This is a genomic window from Photobacterium proteolyticum (assembly GCF_001939735.1).
GTDB lineage: Bacteria > Pseudomonadota > Gammaproteobacteria > Enterobacterales > Vibrionaceae > Photobacterium > Photobacterium proteolyticum.
Genome location: NZ_MJIL01000045.1, coordinates 71,278 through 85,371 on the forward strand (window position 1 = coordinate 71,278; position 14,094 = coordinate 85,371).

12 protein-coding genes are annotated in these 14,094 nt (G+C 52.3%); 6 read left to right on the forward strand and 6 right to left on the reverse strand.

Features of this window, described 5'->3' with window-relative positions; all coding sequences use genetic code 11:
* Nucleotides 1-57: 57 nt before the first annotated feature.
* Nucleotides 58-1,467, reverse strand: coding sequence for a glutamate--ammonia ligase (glnA, locus tag BIT28_RS03095; protein ID WP_075762176.1), 1,410 nt, complete (start codon nucleotides 1,465-1,467; stop codon nucleotides 58-60).
* 540 nt (nucleotides 1,468-2,007) lie between these two features.
* Between glnA and typA the strand changes: the two genes are divergently transcribed.
* Both typA and BIT28_RS03105 read left to right on the forward strand, forming a co-directional pair.
* Nucleotides 2,008-3,837, forward strand: a complete 1,830-nt coding sequence (gene typA, locus BIT28_RS03100; RefSeq protein ID WP_075762177.1) for a translational GTPase TypA — start codon at nucleotides 2,008-2,010, stop codon at nucleotides 3,835-3,837.
* A 106-nt stretch (nucleotides 3,838-3,943) separates the two neighbouring features.
* A complete protein-coding gene (locus tag BIT28_RS03105) occupies nucleotides 3,944-4,474 on the forward strand; it encodes an AAA family ATPase (RefSeq protein ID WP_075762178.1) in 531 nt (176 codons plus the stop codon).
* On the opposite strand, the gene BIT28_RS03110 is transcribed toward BIT28_RS03105, so the two are convergent.
* The gene (locus BIT28_RS03110; protein ID WP_075762179.1) at nucleotides 4,471-5,112 is read right to left on the reverse strand and encodes a DUF2959 domain-containing protein; all 642 of its coding nucleotides are present in this window, start codon (nucleotides 5,110-5,112) and stop codon (nucleotides 4,471-4,473) included. The two genes, BIT28_RS03105 and BIT28_RS03110, sit on opposite strands and share 4 nt — an antisense overlap.
* Nucleotides 5,113-5,213: 101 nt before the next feature.
* On the opposite strand from BIT28_RS03110, the gene BIT28_RS03115 reads away from it, so the two are divergent.
* The 3 genes from BIT28_RS03115 to BIT28_RS03125 are packed head-to-tail and all read left to right on the forward strand — an operon-like array spanning nucleotide 5,214 to nucleotide 7,557.
* Complete coding sequence (locus tag BIT28_RS03115) at nucleotides 5,214-6,155, forward strand: virulence factor BrkB family protein (RefSeq protein ID WP_075762180.1); 942 nt, start codon at nucleotides 5,214-5,216, stop codon at nucleotides 6,153-6,155.
* On the forward strand, nucleotides 6,152-6,589 hold the full coding sequence (gene dtd, locus BIT28_RS03120) for a D-aminoacyl-tRNA deacylase (RefSeq protein ID WP_075762181.1): 438 nt from the start codon (nucleotides 6,152-6,154) through the stop codon (nucleotides 6,587-6,589). Before BIT28_RS03115 ends, dtd begins: the two co-directional genes overlap by 4 nt.
* A 47-nt stretch (nucleotides 6,590-6,636) precedes the next feature.
* The gene (locus BIT28_RS03125; protein ID WP_075762182.1) at nucleotides 6,637-7,557 is read left to right on the forward strand and encodes a bifunctional GNAT family N-acetyltransferase/hotdog fold thioesterase; all 921 of its coding nucleotides are present in this window, start codon (nucleotides 6,637-6,639) and stop codon (nucleotides 7,555-7,557) included.
* On the opposite strand, the gene BIT28_RS03130 is transcribed toward BIT28_RS03125, so the two are convergent.
* The 4 genes from BIT28_RS03130 to hslR all read right to left on the reverse strand — a co-directional run bounded on the left by BIT28_RS03130 (nucleotide 7,512) and on the right by hslR (nucleotide 12,907).
* The gene (locus BIT28_RS03130; RefSeq protein WP_075762183.1) at nucleotides 7,512-9,482 is read right to left on the reverse strand and encodes an AsmA family protein; all 1,971 of its coding nucleotides are present in this window, start codon (nucleotides 9,480-9,482) and stop codon (nucleotides 7,512-7,514) included. The genes BIT28_RS03125 and BIT28_RS03130 overlap by 46 nt on opposite strands.
* Before the next feature lie 162 nt (nucleotides 9,483-9,644).
* A complete protein-coding gene (gene pckA, locus BIT28_RS03135) occupies nucleotides 9,645-11,276 on the reverse strand; it encodes a phosphoenolpyruvate carboxykinase (ATP) (RefSeq protein ID WP_075762184.1) in 1,632 nt (543 codons plus the stop codon).
* Between the two features lie 318 nt (nucleotides 11,277-11,594).
* Nucleotides 11,595-12,473: an Hsp33 family molecular chaperone HslO gene (gene hslO, locus BIT28_RS03140; RefSeq protein WP_075762185.1), complete on the reverse strand. Its 879-nt coding sequence runs from the start codon at nucleotides 12,471-12,473 to the stop codon at nucleotides 11,595-11,597.
* 26 nt (nucleotides 12,474-12,499) lie between these two features.
* Nucleotides 12,500-12,907, reverse strand: a complete 408-nt coding sequence (hslR, locus tag BIT28_RS03145; RefSeq protein WP_075762186.1) for a ribosome-associated heat shock protein Hsp15 — start codon at nucleotides 12,905-12,907, stop codon at nucleotides 12,500-12,502.
* 285 nt (nucleotides 12,908-13,192) lie between these two features.
* Here hslR and gspC point away from each other — a divergent pair, with 285 nt between their 5' ends.
* Nucleotides 13,193-14,077 (forward strand): type II secretion system protein GspC, encoded by an 885-nt coding sequence (gspC, locus tag BIT28_RS03150; RefSeq protein WP_075762211.1) that lies wholly within the window; start codon nucleotides 13,193-13,195, stop codon nucleotides 14,075-14,077.
* Nucleotides 14,078-14,094: the final 17 nt, after the last annotated feature.

A 14,094-nucleotide genomic window follows, 5' to 3' on the forward strand; every position in this document is an offset into this window, starting at 1 on the left:
AAAGGCCTGCTTGTGAAGCAGGCCTAAATCTTAATCGTTAAGTAATGTATGAATTACTTATACAGAGTAGTAAAGGTCAAACTCAAGTGGGTGGGTTGTCATGTTAACCTTCTCTACATCCTGAGATTTCAGCTCGATGTAAGAATCGATGAAGTCATCAGAGAACACGCCGCCCGCAGTCAGGAAGTCACGGTCTTCGTTCAGGCTCTGTAGTGCGCCCTGCAGTGACTCGGCAACTGTTGGGATTTCTGCTGCTTCTTCTGCCGGTAGGTCATACAGATCCTTGTCCATCGCTTCGCCTGGGTGGATCTTGTTCTGGATACCGTCAAGACCAGCCATCAGCATCGCTGCAAACGCCAGGTATGGGTTAGCTGCCGGATCACCGAAGCGAACTTCGATACGACGTGCTTTCGGGCTTGGTACCACAGGGATACGGATAGAAGCTGAGCGGTTACGAGCCGAGTAGGCCAGCATAACAGGTGCTTCGAAGCCAGGTACCAGACGCTTGTACGAGTTAGTCGCCGGGTTGGCAAAGGCGTTGATTGCACGTGCGTGCTTGATGATACCGCCGATGTAGTAAAGCGCCATTTCAGACAGGCCGCCGTACTTGTCGCCGGCAAACAGGTTCTGACCATCTTTGGCCAGAGACTGGTGGACGTGCATACCAGAGCCGTTATCGCCTACAAGTGGCTTCGGCATAAAGGTTGCTGTTTTACCAAATGCGTGCGCAACGTTGTGCACCACGTACTTGTAAACCTGGATTTCATCGGCTTTAGTTGTCAGGGTGTTGAAACGGGTCGCGATTTCGTTCTGACCTGCAGTTGCCACTTCGTGGTGGTGCGCTTCAACAACTAGGCCCATTTCTTCCATAATCAGACACATGGCTGAACGGATGTCTTGTGACGAGTCAACCGGAGCTACTGGGAAGTAACCGCCTTTAACGCCCGGACGGTGACCTTTGTTACCGCCTTCGAAATCAGAGCCTGTGTTCCAGGCCGCTTCCACATCATCAATCTTGAAGAATGAACCTGACATGTCGGTGCTGAACTTCACGTCATCAAACAGGAAGAACTCTGGTTCAGGACCAATCAGAACGGTGTCTGCAATACCAGTGGCACGCATGAACTCTTCAGCGCGCTTGGCGATAGAACGTGGGTCACGGTCGTAGCCTTGCATAGTTGCAGGCTCAAGGATGTCACAACGAACGTTCAGGGTTGCATCTTCAGTAAACGGGTCCAATACCGCGCTTGCTGCGTCTGGCATCATAACCATGTCTGATTCGTTGATACCTTTCCAGCCAGCAACCGAAGAACCATCGAACATTTTGCCTTCTTCAAAGAAATCAGCATCGATCTGGTGAGCTGGGATAGAGATGTGCTGCTCTTTACCTTTGGTGTCGGTAAAGCGTAGGTCAACAAACTTAACTTCGTTTTCCTGGATCAGCGCTAGTACGTTTTCTACTGACATCTTGAGTAACCTCCGGTGTTAGATTGGGCAACTGGCCGCAAAAATAAGTGATGAACAGTTATGTTGTTCAGCTGAAATTATCTTTGCGAGAACCGTGCCAACTTTTAAAAGCCCCAAAATCGCCCATTTAGCGCAGGTTGGGGCCCAATAATTCCATTAAATTGCACTGTTTTGGTGAATTTGCGCACCAATTTGGTGCGTTGGTGCGTCGATTCACAATCTTGGTGCGTCTCTACTATTAGCCGATGACGGTATATTGTCAAACGAAAGACTGCATAATTACGCCGAAATAGTGGGTGAAATGCTAGCTGTCAAGGCTAAGGATATGGCTGCAAAGAGGAAAAAGCGAGTTGGGTGCTGGCAGGAAATCGGTAGGTAATGCCTGTGCGGAATCAGCTATTACGGGCTTTATTAAAAAAGCTGGTGATATAAATCACATATTTCGTGGGTTTTGGCGTAAAATCTGTTAGATTATGAGCCGTTTTTTTAACCAAGTAGCCGCCATAGGGTCGCTGCATGTTCTGAGTGAATGTGAAATCCATGTCTAATCCACAGATCGATAAACTAAGAAATATCGCAATTATTGCGCACGTTGACCACGGTAAAACCACCCTGGTCGATAAGCTGCTTCAGCAGTCTGGTACGTTAGAGTCTCGCGGTGAAGCTGAAGAGCGCGTAATGGATTCCAACGATATCGAAAAAGAGCGTGGTATCACCATTCTTGCCAAGAACACAGCGATTAACTGGAATGATTACCGCATCAACATCGTTGATACCCCGGGACACGCCGACTTCGGTGGTGAGGTTGAGCGTATCATGTCGATGGTAGACTCTGTACTTCTTATCGTTGATGCCGTTGATGGTCCGATGCCGCAAACTCGTTTCGTTACCCAGAAAGCGTTTGCCCACGGCCTGAAGCCAATCGTTGTAATTAACAAGATTGACCGCCCAGGCGCTCGTCCTGAGTGGGTTATGGATCAGGTGTTCGATCTGTTCGACAACCTGGGTGCAACTGACGAGCAGCTGGATTTCCAGGTTGTTTACGCATCGGCACTAAACGGTTGGGCGACCCAGGAAGAGGGTGTGACCGGCGACAACATGGAACCGCTGTTCCAGGCTATCGTTGATAACGTTGAGGCACCGGCTGTTGATGTTGAAGGCGCACTGCAGATGCAGGTTTCTCAGCTAGACTACAGCTCTTACGTGGGTGTTATCGGTGTTGCGCGTGTAACGCGTGGTTCTGTGGCCCCTAACCAGCAGGTCACTGTAATTAGTGCCGATGGTAAGAAGCGTAACGGTAAAGTCGGTACTGTACTTGGCTACCTGGGCCTTGAGCGCCATGAAGTTGAAAAAGCAACGGCGGGTGACATCATTGCGATCACCGGTCTTGGCGAGCTGAAAATCTCTGACACTATCTGTGACGTTAACACTGTTGAAGCACTTCCTGCTCTGTCTGTTGATGAGCCAACAGTAACCATGACTTTCCAGGTGAACACTTCTCCGTTCGCAGGTAAAGAAGGTAAGTTCGTTACATCACGTAACATCCTTGAGCGTCTGCAGAAAGAACTGGTACACAACGTTGCCCTGCGCGTTGAAGAAACGGAAGACCCGGATAAATTCCGCGTTTCTGGCCGTGGTGAGCTTCACCTGTCTATCCTGATTGAAAACATGCGCCGTGAAGGCTTCGAGCTGGCAGTATCGCGTCCTGAAGTAATCATCAAAGAAGAAGATGGTCAGCTAATGGAACCGTTCGAAGTTGTGACTATCGACGTGCTGGAAGAGCATCAGGGCGGTATCATGGAGAACATCGGTCTGCGTAAAGGTGAGCTGACTGATATGGCACCGGATGGCAAGGGCCGTGTTCGCATGGACTTCATGATGCCTTCTCGTGGTCTTATCGGTTTCCAGACTGAGTTCATGACGCTGACTTCAGGTTCTGGTCTGCTTTACCATACTTATGATCACTACGGTCCGCACAAAGGCGGCGAAATCGGCCAGCGTAACAACGGCGTGCTGATCTCGAACGCAACCGGTAAGGCACTGACCTACGCCCTGTTCAACCTTCAGGAGCGTGGCCGCCTGTTTACTGAGCACGCGGACGAAGTATACGAAGGTCAGATCATCGGTATTCACAACCGTTCTAACGACTTGACTGTTAACTGTCTGAAGGGCAAGCAGCTGACCAACGTACGTGCTTCTGGTACTGATGAGGCGCAGGTACTGACACCGGCTATCAAGTATACCCTTGAGCAGGCGCTGGAGTTCATCGATGATGACGAGCTGGTAGAAGTGACGCCACAAAGCATCCGTATCCGTAAGAAGCTACTGACGGAAACGGATCGTAAACGTGCGAGCCGCGCTGCAAAATAATCAGCAAGCGTTAGCATTAACGTCTTGCCGTTAATTCATCCCCCCATCGGTGCTACCATGGGGGGATTGTTGTATCTGAGCCCTATAAAATCAAAAGAATACCCCTATGCAGCCTATTATTATTACTGGTGGCCCGGGAGCCGGGAAAACCACTTTGCTAAATGCGATGGGAAAGAAAGGCTATCTGGTATTTCCGGAAGCCTCCCGAGCATTGATCCAGCAGCAATCGCAGCTTGAAGGTGGCGTGCTGCCCTGGACAGATTTGCCGGCTTTTGCGCAGCTGTGTCTGGAGATGATGACCGAGCAGCGCAATCTGGCGGGCAAAGGTACGATACCGGCGATGGTTGATCGGGCTGTCGGCGATATTTGTGCCTATCTGGAAATTGGTGGTGAACCGGTGGCCGAGCGCTACCTTGAGGCGGCGAAGGGCTATTATCCGACTGTCTTTTGCTGTGCCCCGAACCGGGACATTTATGTACAGGACGAAGAGCGCCCGCATAGCTTTGCCGAAGCGGAGCAGATCCACCGGCAGCTGGTTGAGACGTATTTGGCGCTGGGTTATCGCGTCGAGGAGGTGCCCTGGGGCAGCGTCGAGGAGCGGGCCTGCTGGGTGCAGACCCGGCTAAGGCAAGGCTAGGCTTTTTTCAGCTGGGCGATAAAGCGCTCAGATTCGGCGATGGCAGCCTGCATATCGGAAATCGCGCGCTGGATGTCGCGTTGTAGTGAGTCGAACTCGCCCTGCAGGGAGCCGATAGCGGCGGCATTGAGGTTATGCTTCAGGTACAGGGTATTATCACGCAGGGTATTGAGAACCGGGGCCATTTTTTGTTCTGCCCGGTGCATGGCACCCAGCATCTGGCGGTATGATGCTTTGGTGCTGCTGAGCTTTTTTTCACTTTCGCGCTTGAGGTTGCTGCTGGTATAGAGCGACAGTTCATCCTGCCATTCGTCAAACAGGGCATCGGCGACATCTTCGATGGCGGCAATACGGCTGCTGACTTTCTCGGCCGCATCAGAGCTGGCCTCGTATTGATCGTTGATGGTGTTGTAGGCCGCCTCCAGCTCGCCGCCATCAAACTGGTTCAGGGCCTTGAGAGCATCAAGGGCACTGGTGAACTGCTGCTGGGCATCCTGTTGGGCTTCCGTCGCCTCCTCGACTCTGTCGACCATGATCTCGCGCTTATGGACGCCGACGGTTTCCATGGCAGAATAGTAGGCGCTCTGGCACCCGGACAGCAGAGTAAGGCTGAGCATTGCAACAAGCAAGTAAGGCATAACAGGCTCCTGATCAGTTGGTAAGGCCAGCGGTCACAGAGTTGCCAGCGCCAACTGAACCAACTATTTTGACTATTAAAAACAGATAAATAAAACAGAATATGGCTGACAAAAAGATAACTGGCAAGTGGAATTGGCGACGGCCTGTGTTTCTCGGTATCGCCTATCTGAAATACCTTAATCGGCGAATTGGCCATGATCGGCTGACGGTGGCGGCAGGGTCGATGGCCTATGTGACCTTGCTGTCGCTGGTACCGCTGCTGACCGTGGTACTGTCTGCGCTCTCGAGCTTTCCGGTGTTTGCCGGCCTGGGCGAGGTACTGCAAAACTTTGTGATCGAAAATTTTGTGCCGGCAGCCGGTGAAGTGGTCAAGCAATACCTCAATGAGTTCGTCGCCAATGCCGGCAAGATGACGGCGGTGGGGGTTGCGGCATTGTTTGTGGTGGCCTTGATGCTGATCTCGTCCATCGACAAGTCACTCAACTATATCTGGCGGGTGCATGAAAAACGCCGCCCGGTGATTTCGTTTTCTATTTACTGGATGGTCTTGACCCTGGGGCCGATCCTGGTCGGTACCAGTATTGCGGTGAGCTCTTATCTCGGCTCGCTCAACTTGCTTGATAGCGAAGCCGTTAGCGGGGTCTTTCAGCAGGCGTTGCGCGGATTGCCGGTGATTATGTCCAGCTGCGCGTTTCTGGGGCTGTACTTGCTGGTGCCGAATACCAAGGTGCGGTTTAACCACGCGCTGATCGGTGCCCTTATTGCCAGTATGCTGTTCGAGCTGAGCAAGAAGGGCTTTGCCCTCTATATTACCAATTTCCCGTCCTATCAGGTGATTTACGGGGCGCTGGCAGTGATCCCGATTTTGTTTGTCTGGGTCTACCTGTGCTGGTGTATCGTGTTGCTGGGGGCGGAAATTACCGCCAGCCTGGGAGAACGTGTACACTGGCTGCCGACGACGAAGAAAGATACGCCGCCGCAAGCCCCGGCGGTCTCTCCGTCGAATGATGAAAAAAGTGAACTCAAGGAGCCAAAAGAATGATTGCGCTTATTCAACGTGTAAGTGAAGCCAGTGTGACTGTCGAGGGACAGGCGACCGGTACGATAGGCAAGGGCCTGCTGGTACTGCTGGGCGTAGAGAAAGGAGACGATGAGGCTAAAGCGCAACGTTTACGTGATAAGGTGCTCGGTTACCGTGTTTTTGAAGATGACGCCGGCAAGATGAACCTGAATGTACAGCAGGCTGGCGGCAGCGTGCTGGTTGTCTCCCAGTTTACCCTGGCGGCCGATACCAAGAGTGGTATGCGTCCGAGCTTTTCTGCCGGGGCGACACCGGCCGATGCGGAACGTCTGTACGATTATTTTGTCGAAAGCTGTAAGGCCAAAGAGATCAAGACTGAAACCGGTATTTTTGCTGCTGACATGAAGGTGGCGCTGCTGAACGATGGCCCGGTGACGTTCTGGCTTCAGGTATAGAGTAGATCACACGAATAACCGCTCAAGGAATGTTGGAGAAGGATTGCATGTTTCGACTGATCACCCCGCAAACAGAGGACGAACTGGCCAAGTACTATGATTTTCGCTGGCGAATGCTGCGTGAGCCGTGGCACATGCCGGTTGGTTCGGAACGTGATGCCTATGACGAGCTAGGATGTCACCGGATGATCGTCAGCGACAGCGGCGAGGCGATTGCGATTGGCCGCCTGTATATGACGCCGGACAATGATGGCCAGATCCGTTTTATGGCCGTGCATCCGAAATACCGGCACAAGGGGATGGGCGCGTTGGTACTGATGGCGCTGGAGTCGCTGGCGCGTCAGGAAGGAGCCAAGCGGTTGGTCTGTAATGCCCGTGAGGATGCCATTCCGTTTTATCTGCGCAATGACTTTGCCAGCCAGGGCGAGCTGAGCGAAGAGCGAGGGCCGGTGAGGCACCAGCAGATGCTAAAGCACCTCAAGCCTTTGAACGAGGTGGTGCGTCACCCTGACTGGTGTCAGGAGCTTCAGGAACTGTGGCAGTACCAGATCCCTATCAGTGAAAAGATGGGCGTCAAAATCAGCCAGTATACCGGTTATCGTTTCGAGGTCAGTGCCCTGATCAACGCCAACCTGAACCCGAGCGAGAGCATGTTTGCCGGCAGTATCTTTACCATGGCAACGCTGTCCGGCTGGGGTTTTGTCTGGATGTTGCTGAAAGAGCGCAAGCTGGCTGCCGATATTGTGCTGGCGGATAGTCATATCCGCTATGTCGCCCCGGTCAAGGAGCGCCCGCGTGCAGTGACCTCGGTCGAGAGCCTGCGTGGTGATCTGGACCGGCTGGCCAGTGGCCGGAAAGGCCGGGTGGTCGTCGAAGTCAACGTATACAGTGGCGAGCAGCTAGCCTCAACCTTTACCGGCACCTATATGCTGTTGCCGTCGCAGGGTGACAGCGACAGCTGTTGCTGATCGCCGCGCCAGTCCCGGCTGAGCACCTTGCAGCCCTGTGTCGCCTGGAGTTGGATCAACTGCTTGTCCGGATTGGCCAGATCCCAGTGACCCTGCAAGGTGGCGGCGAAGTCCTCGCCTTTTAGAACCACAGGCTCGACGGTGATCCGTCCCCGGTCGGCAGTGACCGACAGGGAGGAGGCTGTCAGCGGACTGTGTCCTTCTGCCGGGTGTTGGCTTGATGCCGAGACGTTGCGTTGACTCCATTGTTGCCAGAGCTGGGCGGTTGTCTGTTTGTCGAGCTGTAGCTGGCGCAGCTCCCCGTTGAGTTCCCCGTCAAGACTATAGGCCAATCCGGTAGCATGCTGGGCCAGTCCACTGGCGGTCAGGCCAATGTCCATAGCTCCACTGACCGGAAGAGAAAGCCTGAGCCACTTCGGCAAGATACTGGCAGGCATGCTGTCGGCAGTCAGTGCAAGTTGCCACGGCTGGCCCTCGCGGTGAAGATCCAGTGTCGCCTCGGCTTCGAGCAAGCCGTTACGAAACGGGATCAGCAGTTTTGTCAGCTGCCATTGGCCCGCCTGACTGTTCATTTCGATAAAGGGCTCGACCATAGTTATGCTGTTGATGCTGGCAAAGCCGGCACTGGCATGCAGCTTGCCCTGCCATAGCCCCGCCTTTCCCCTTCGCTTGAGCACCAGATCGTGACCGCTGGCATTGATCCCTGATAGCTGGAAGGGAAGCTGAGAGTGGGGAGCGGTAAGCTGGGCATAGCCGATATCAAGGCTTGTCAGGCTGATATTGTCGAAGTAGCGGCTGTGTGCTGTTAGCTCAGTAAGCCACTGCTCGGGGAGAAACCACCTGATGCTGTTGATGGTTAGCTGGTTAAGGGCCAGCGTGTCGGGGGTGACGGTCCCGTCAGTCTGGACATAACCGTCGAGGAGCCTGGCCGACATGCCTTCAATGTTGATTTGCTGCGGAGAAAAGGTCAGCTCGGCCAGCGGGTCGTCGAGCACGGTATTTTTCCAGCGAACAGTGCTGGCACCCAAAGAAAGATAAGCGTCGTGCTGTTGCCACGGGCTGGCTGGCCAATGCCAGTTATGCAGCGACAGGTTGCCGCTGTTGATGGTGTAATCTGCCAGCTCAATACTGCTGTCGAGAATATCGAGCCGTCGAATATCGATGCTGGTAGATGGTGAGATTAACTGCTCAAACTGTGATTTAAGGGTGGCAATCTGTTTGCCGTCCTGGATCTGCAAACCGGACACGGTTAGTTGGTGCAGTACCAGGGTGCTGGTATCTGCCTTGGACTGATATTCAGCCTGACCGCTAAGGTTGGCCTGATGCCAGTCAAAGGAAAATCCGTGCATTTTCCAATTCTGATAGCTGCGTGTTCCGTCGAGCAGCACATTCTTCAACACTACTTGTTGCCAGCGAGCCTGTGTAGCCGACAGTTGGATGTCTCCGCTGAAGCTTCCCCATGACTGGGGCTGGCTGTGCCAGTTATCCAGTTGTAGCTGGCCTTCTTTCAGGGTCAGTTCAGGGGTAACGAACTCGAAGTCGGTGAGTGCTAGGCGGTTAGTTCGGATTGCAGGCAAGTTGGGTAGCGGTGTTTCTGGCGACAGGCGAAATCCTGCGATCAAAATTGAATTAAACGCCCAGCCAGGAGATAGCAGCTCGGTGGGGGTGAACCACAGATCCAATTGTTCGGCGTGAAAAGAAGGCTCCTGTCCCAGGCTGAAATTAGGTTGCTCTATCGTAAGGCGCCAGGGCTCGGTAATGGTGTAGTGAATGTGGCGCGCGTCGAAAGCATAGGGGCTGAGGGTGTTGATGCCGTAGCGGATAATTGCCGTTGTGTACTGCGTGTGCAGCAGGGTGAGCAATATCGTCAGGGCAAGCAGCAACAAGACGATAAAGGTAGCAATAAGTTTCCCGGCTAGACGCATTGAACCCTCCTATGGTTACGCTCAGATTGACGGAAAAATGCGCATACTGCAAGCAGGAGCCACTCGTTTATATCAGTATTTTTCAGGTGGTTAACTTTAGTCCGGAGAAAAAACAAGCCCCTCGAAAGAGGGGCTTGTGGTGTTAGGGGCGCTCGCCCTTAATTAGTCTAGCTGCGGGCCGGCTGCAACCAATGCTGCGCCTTCATCATTATCAGTGTACTTGTCGAAGTTATTGATAAAGCGCTCGGCCAGATCTTTCGCCTTGCTTTCCCACTGTAGTGGATCGGTGTAGGTATCACGAGGATCAAGGATTGCCGGATCAACACCTGGCAGTGCAGTTGGTACTTCCAGGTTGAAGATTGGCACATGCTTGGTTTCGGCTGTATCGATAGAACCGTCAAGGATGGCATCGATAATACCGCGGGTATCCTGAATCGAGATACGTTTGCCAGTACCGTTCCAGCCTGTGTTGACCAGGTAAGCTTCGGCGCCAGCTGCTTCCATACGCTTAACCAGTACTTCGGCATACTTGGTTGGGTGTAGCGTCAGGAAGGCATTACCGAAACAGGCCGAGAAGGTTGGCGTCGGCTCGGTGATACCACGCTCAGTACCGGCCAGCTTGGCTGTAAAGCCAGACAGGAAGTGGTACTTGGTTTGCTCCGGCGTCAGCTTGGATACCGGAGGCAGTACGCCGAATGCATCCGCAGACAGGAAGATCACCTTGTTGGCATGGCCGCCTTTAGACACCGGCTTGACGATATTTTCGATGTGGTAGATCGGGTAAGAAACGCGCGTATTCTCAGTCTTCGAGTTGTCATCGAAGTCAATCGCACCATCGGCACGAACGGTAACGTTCTCTAGCAGGGCATCACGGCGGATCGCGTTGTAGATGTCTGGCTCAGCTTCCTTAGACAGGTTGATAGTTTTCGCGTAGCAGCCGCCTTCGAAGTTGAATACGCCGTTGTCATCCCAGCCGTGCTCGTCATCACCGATCAGGGCGCGCTTAGGATCGGTAGACAGGGTTGTTTTACCGGTGCCAGACAGGCCGAAGAAGACAGCCACATCGCCATTTTCACCCATGTTGGCAGAACAGTGCATGGAAGCAATGTCTTTCAGCGGCAGGAAGTAGTTCATCATGGCGAACATACCTTTCTTCATTTCGCCGCCGTACCAGGTACCGCCAATCAGCTGCATTTTCTCGGTAAGGTTGAAAACAGTAAAGTTTTCAGAATTCATTTCGTGCTCTTCCCATTTCTGGTTTGTGCACTTCGCTCCGTTCATGACAACGAAGTCAGGCTCGAAAGTTTCCAGCTCTTCCTCGCTTGGGCGGATAAACATGTTTTTCACGAAGTGTGCCTGCCAAGCAACTTCGGTGATAACACGGATGCATAGTCGGGTATCAGGGTTGGCACCACAGTAACCGTCAATAACAAACAGGCGTTTGCCAGAAAGCTGACCGGTGACAAGTTCTTTCAGATCGTTCCACGCTTCCAGACCAATGCTCTTATTATCGTTTTTGCCTTGGTCTGCCCACCATAGGGTATCTTTGGTGGTGTCATCTTTGACGATGAATTTATCTTTTGGCGAGCGGCCAGTGAAAATACCTGTGTCAACAGAAACGGCGCCCAGCTCTGTTACGATACCTCTTTCATATCCTTCCAGCTCTGGTTTGGTCTCCTCTTCGAACAGAACTTCGTAAGACGGGTTACGAACTATTTCTGTAACATTTTTGATACCGTATTTAGATAGATCCATATTTTTTGCAACCTTTTTTTCGACGTTCATGACAGTCATAGGTGCTCCTTGGGTAAGATGTTGTTTAACTGTTGACCATGCTAGCAACCCTAAAGGGGTAATTCAGGGAGGTTTATCAAAAATTAACCATTGAAAAGTTACGGCTAAGTAAAAGTTATAAGGAAATTGTAGGTGTGTATTTTACAGCGATGTGAAACGTTTGCGCTAGCTCCCAAAATTAATATTTCTCTTGAAAAAAGCGGGAGTTAGCGCGTTATTGAGTTTCATCTGGGCGGGAAAAGTGTGCTTCAGTTAAAAAAAAAGCCGGAATAAATCCGGCTCTTGTAACTAACTTTCAGAGTTAATGCGGGATGATAATTAATGCACCTGATTGCTATTGCTTTCTGGTGAATTTTCGAACAATGCCGCCACGTCGATGCTGTCGAAGTCATAGCTGGTGCCGCAGTAATCACAGTGCAGCGATACCTTGCCTTCTTCGGCAACAATACGATCTACCTCGCTACGCTCAATCGAGCAGATCGCCGAGGCACTGCGTTCGCGAGAGCAACCGCAATGGAACGCCACTTCTTGCGGCTCGAACAACTGGACGGTTTCCTGGTGGTAAAGGCGGTAAAGGACATCCTGAGCCTCAAGTGTGAACAGCTCTTCGTTCTTCACGGTTTCGGTCAATTGCTCCAGGTGCTCGAAGTCTTCGTCGCTGCCCTGGCCGTCAGGAAGAACCTGCAACAGCATGCCTGCCGCTTTTGGCTGGCCTTCAACCTCACCGGTACGCAGCCAGATGCGAGTCTTCAACTGCTCCGAGCTTTCGAAGTAGCCCTCCAGGCAGTGTGCCAGGCTGTCACCTTCCAGACCAACGACACCCTGGTAGCGTTCACCCTTGTTCGGTGTGATGGTAATGACCAGATGGCCCTTGCCTATAAGATCATGGATATTGCCGGTTGCCGGAACGTCGCCATCCCAGCGTGCCACGCCACGTAGTTTCTGATCGTGATCACCGTTGATCACAGCCAGCTTCACCGGACCGTCACCCTGAAGCTGGACGGTAATAGAGCCTTCGAACTTCAGCGTTGCGGTTAGCAGGCTGGTGGCGACAAGCAGTTCACCCAGCAGTGTCTGGACCGGAGCCGGGTATTCCTTGCTGGAAATGATTTGCTGATATGTCTCGTTCAGCTGAACAAGTTCACCACGTACAGATACACCGTCAAACAGGTAACGGTACAGACTATCGTTTGTCATCTTTTATATACTCCAGCAGGTAAAATTTAGTTACTGCTCTTAAACTTAATTATATTGCGTCGCTGTTTTTTATCAGGACGCTTGTCAGGGCTCGGGCTGCCGAAGGCATTGAGCTTGCGCATTTGGGCATGCTGTTCACGCTGTTTGATACTTTCAGCGGTTTCCTGGTAAAGCGTTTGTGCTTCGGGAGCGCCCCGGCGGTTGTCGGATAGTTTGGCTATGATGATGGTCTTCTCATCGCTGCCCTGCCTCAGGCGAATTTCTGCCCCGACCTCGACCAGCTTGCTTGGCTTGGAGCGCTGGCCGTTATAGTGCACCTTGCCGCCGTCAATCATATTACGGGCGATTGAGCGGGTCTTGTAAAACCGGGCGGCCCACAGCCATTTATCAAGGCGTACCTGGAGGGTACCGGAATCTGATGATTGCTGTCCCATAACGTGCTCCTTACCCACAACGGGCGCTAAAAATACCACAATGCAATAACAGCGTCAGCTCTACTAAATGGTGATATGAGATCGTATTTTCAACAGCAAATGGAGAATAAATCGCTCATAATAGCTAGTCTATTGAAACTAGATGTATTTTTTCCGTGATTTGTTTTGGTATATTGAACCTTTTTGAGAGCAAATTACTGCCGTTTTCTTCACTAACGGGTATTCTATTGATAGCCGACCGATAATTCATCGGCATTATTAATCCCAAGGATAATGGATTTCAACATGGTTGCAGCAAATTGGTTGGGAACGCTTCAGACTAAGCGCCCGATGTCAGTCACGACACTCACCCGGATATTAACCTGGCTGTTGGTCGTGTTGCTGGCATGGATCTTGGGCCGTCTGGTGTGGTCGGTTATCCAGCCAGCGACGGCTCCCTCCCAGTGGCAGGCGCAAACTGTTTCTGTCTCGTCAGCGAACCGCTCGGGATTTCAGGTGTCTGATGTACTGGGAATGAATCTATTCGGCCGTTATCAGCAAAATGCGCCGGTAGTCAAAAAAGAGCCGGTAAAACAGGATGCGCCACAAACACGTCTTAACCTGACTCTGGTTGGGGTGGTGGCAAGCTCTAGCCCGCAAACCAGCCTGGCGGTTATTACCCACCGTGGCAAACAAAACACGTACGGGCTGAACGAAGCGATCGAGGGAACCCGGGCGACGTTGCAGGCCGTTTACGCAGACCGGGTGATCATTCGAAACAGTGGTCGGGACGAAACCCTGATGCTTGACGGGATCAAATTTAGCAAAAGCCAGCCGCGACAGGTTTCGTTGAAACCGGCACCCAAATCCTCGGCCCCTTCTTCTCAGCTGGGCAGAATCAAGCAGGAGATCCTCGAAAAGCCGCAGACCCTGTTTAGCTATATTCGTCTGTCGCAGGTCAAGCGGGACGGGCAGCTGGCAGGCTACCGGGTCAATCCGGGTAAAGAGCGGGCGCTATTCGATTCGGTAGGGCTGAAGGCTAACGACTTGGCGGTGAGCCTCAACGGTAACGATCTGACCGATCCCGCTGTTATGGCGAAGCTTTGGACGGAGCTATCACAGGCAACTGATTTTACTTTGACAGTAGAACGTGAAGGCCAGTTACACGATATTTATATTGAGTTGCGCTAGTGGCTGACAGGCAACAA

Bases quoted from the DNA above. Each gene is read 5' to 3' on its own strand.
- glnA (WP_075762176.1), bottom strand. From the start codon at position 1,467: ATGTCAGTAGAAAACGTACTAGCGCTGATCCAGGAAAACGAAGTTAAG.
- typA (WP_075762177.1), top strand. From the start codon at position 2,008: ATGTCTAATCCACAGATCGATAAACTAAGAAATATCGCAATTATTGCG.
- BIT28_RS03105 (WP_075762178.1), top strand. From the start codon at position 3,944: ATGCAGCCTATTATTATTACTGGTGGCCCGGGAGCCGGGAAAACCACT.
- BIT28_RS03110 (WP_075762179.1), bottom strand. From the start codon at position 5,112: ATGCCTTACTTGCTTGTTGCAATGCTCAGCCTTACTCTGCTGTCCGGG.
- BIT28_RS03115 (WP_075762180.1), top strand. From the start codon at position 5,214: ATGGCTGACAAAAAGATAACTGGCAAGTGGAATTGGCGACGGCCTGTG.
- dtd (WP_075762181.1), top strand. From the start codon at position 6,152: ATGATTGCGCTTATTCAACGTGTAAGTGAAGCCAGTGTGACTGTCGAG.
- BIT28_RS03125 (WP_075762182.1), top strand. From the start codon at position 6,637: ATGTTTCGACTGATCACCCCGCAAACAGAGGACGAACTGGCCAAGTAC.
- BIT28_RS03130 (WP_075762183.1), bottom strand. From the start codon at position 9,482: ATGCGTCTAGCCGGGAAACTTATTGCTACCTTTATCGTCTTGTTGCTG.
- pckA (WP_075762184.1), bottom strand. From the start codon at position 11,276: ATGACTGTCATGAACGTCGAAAAAAAGGTTGCAAAAAATATGGATCTA.
- hslO (WP_075762185.1), bottom strand. From the start codon at position 12,473: ATGACAAACGATAGTCTGTACCGTTACCTGTTTGACGGTGTATCTGTA.
- hslR (WP_075762186.1), bottom strand. From the start codon at position 12,907: ATGGGACAGCAATCATCAGATTCCGGTACCCTCCAGGTACGCCTTGAT.
- gspC (WP_075762211.1), top strand. From the start codon at position 13,193: ATGGTTGCAGCAAATTGGTTGGGAACGCTTCAGACTAAGCGCCCGATG.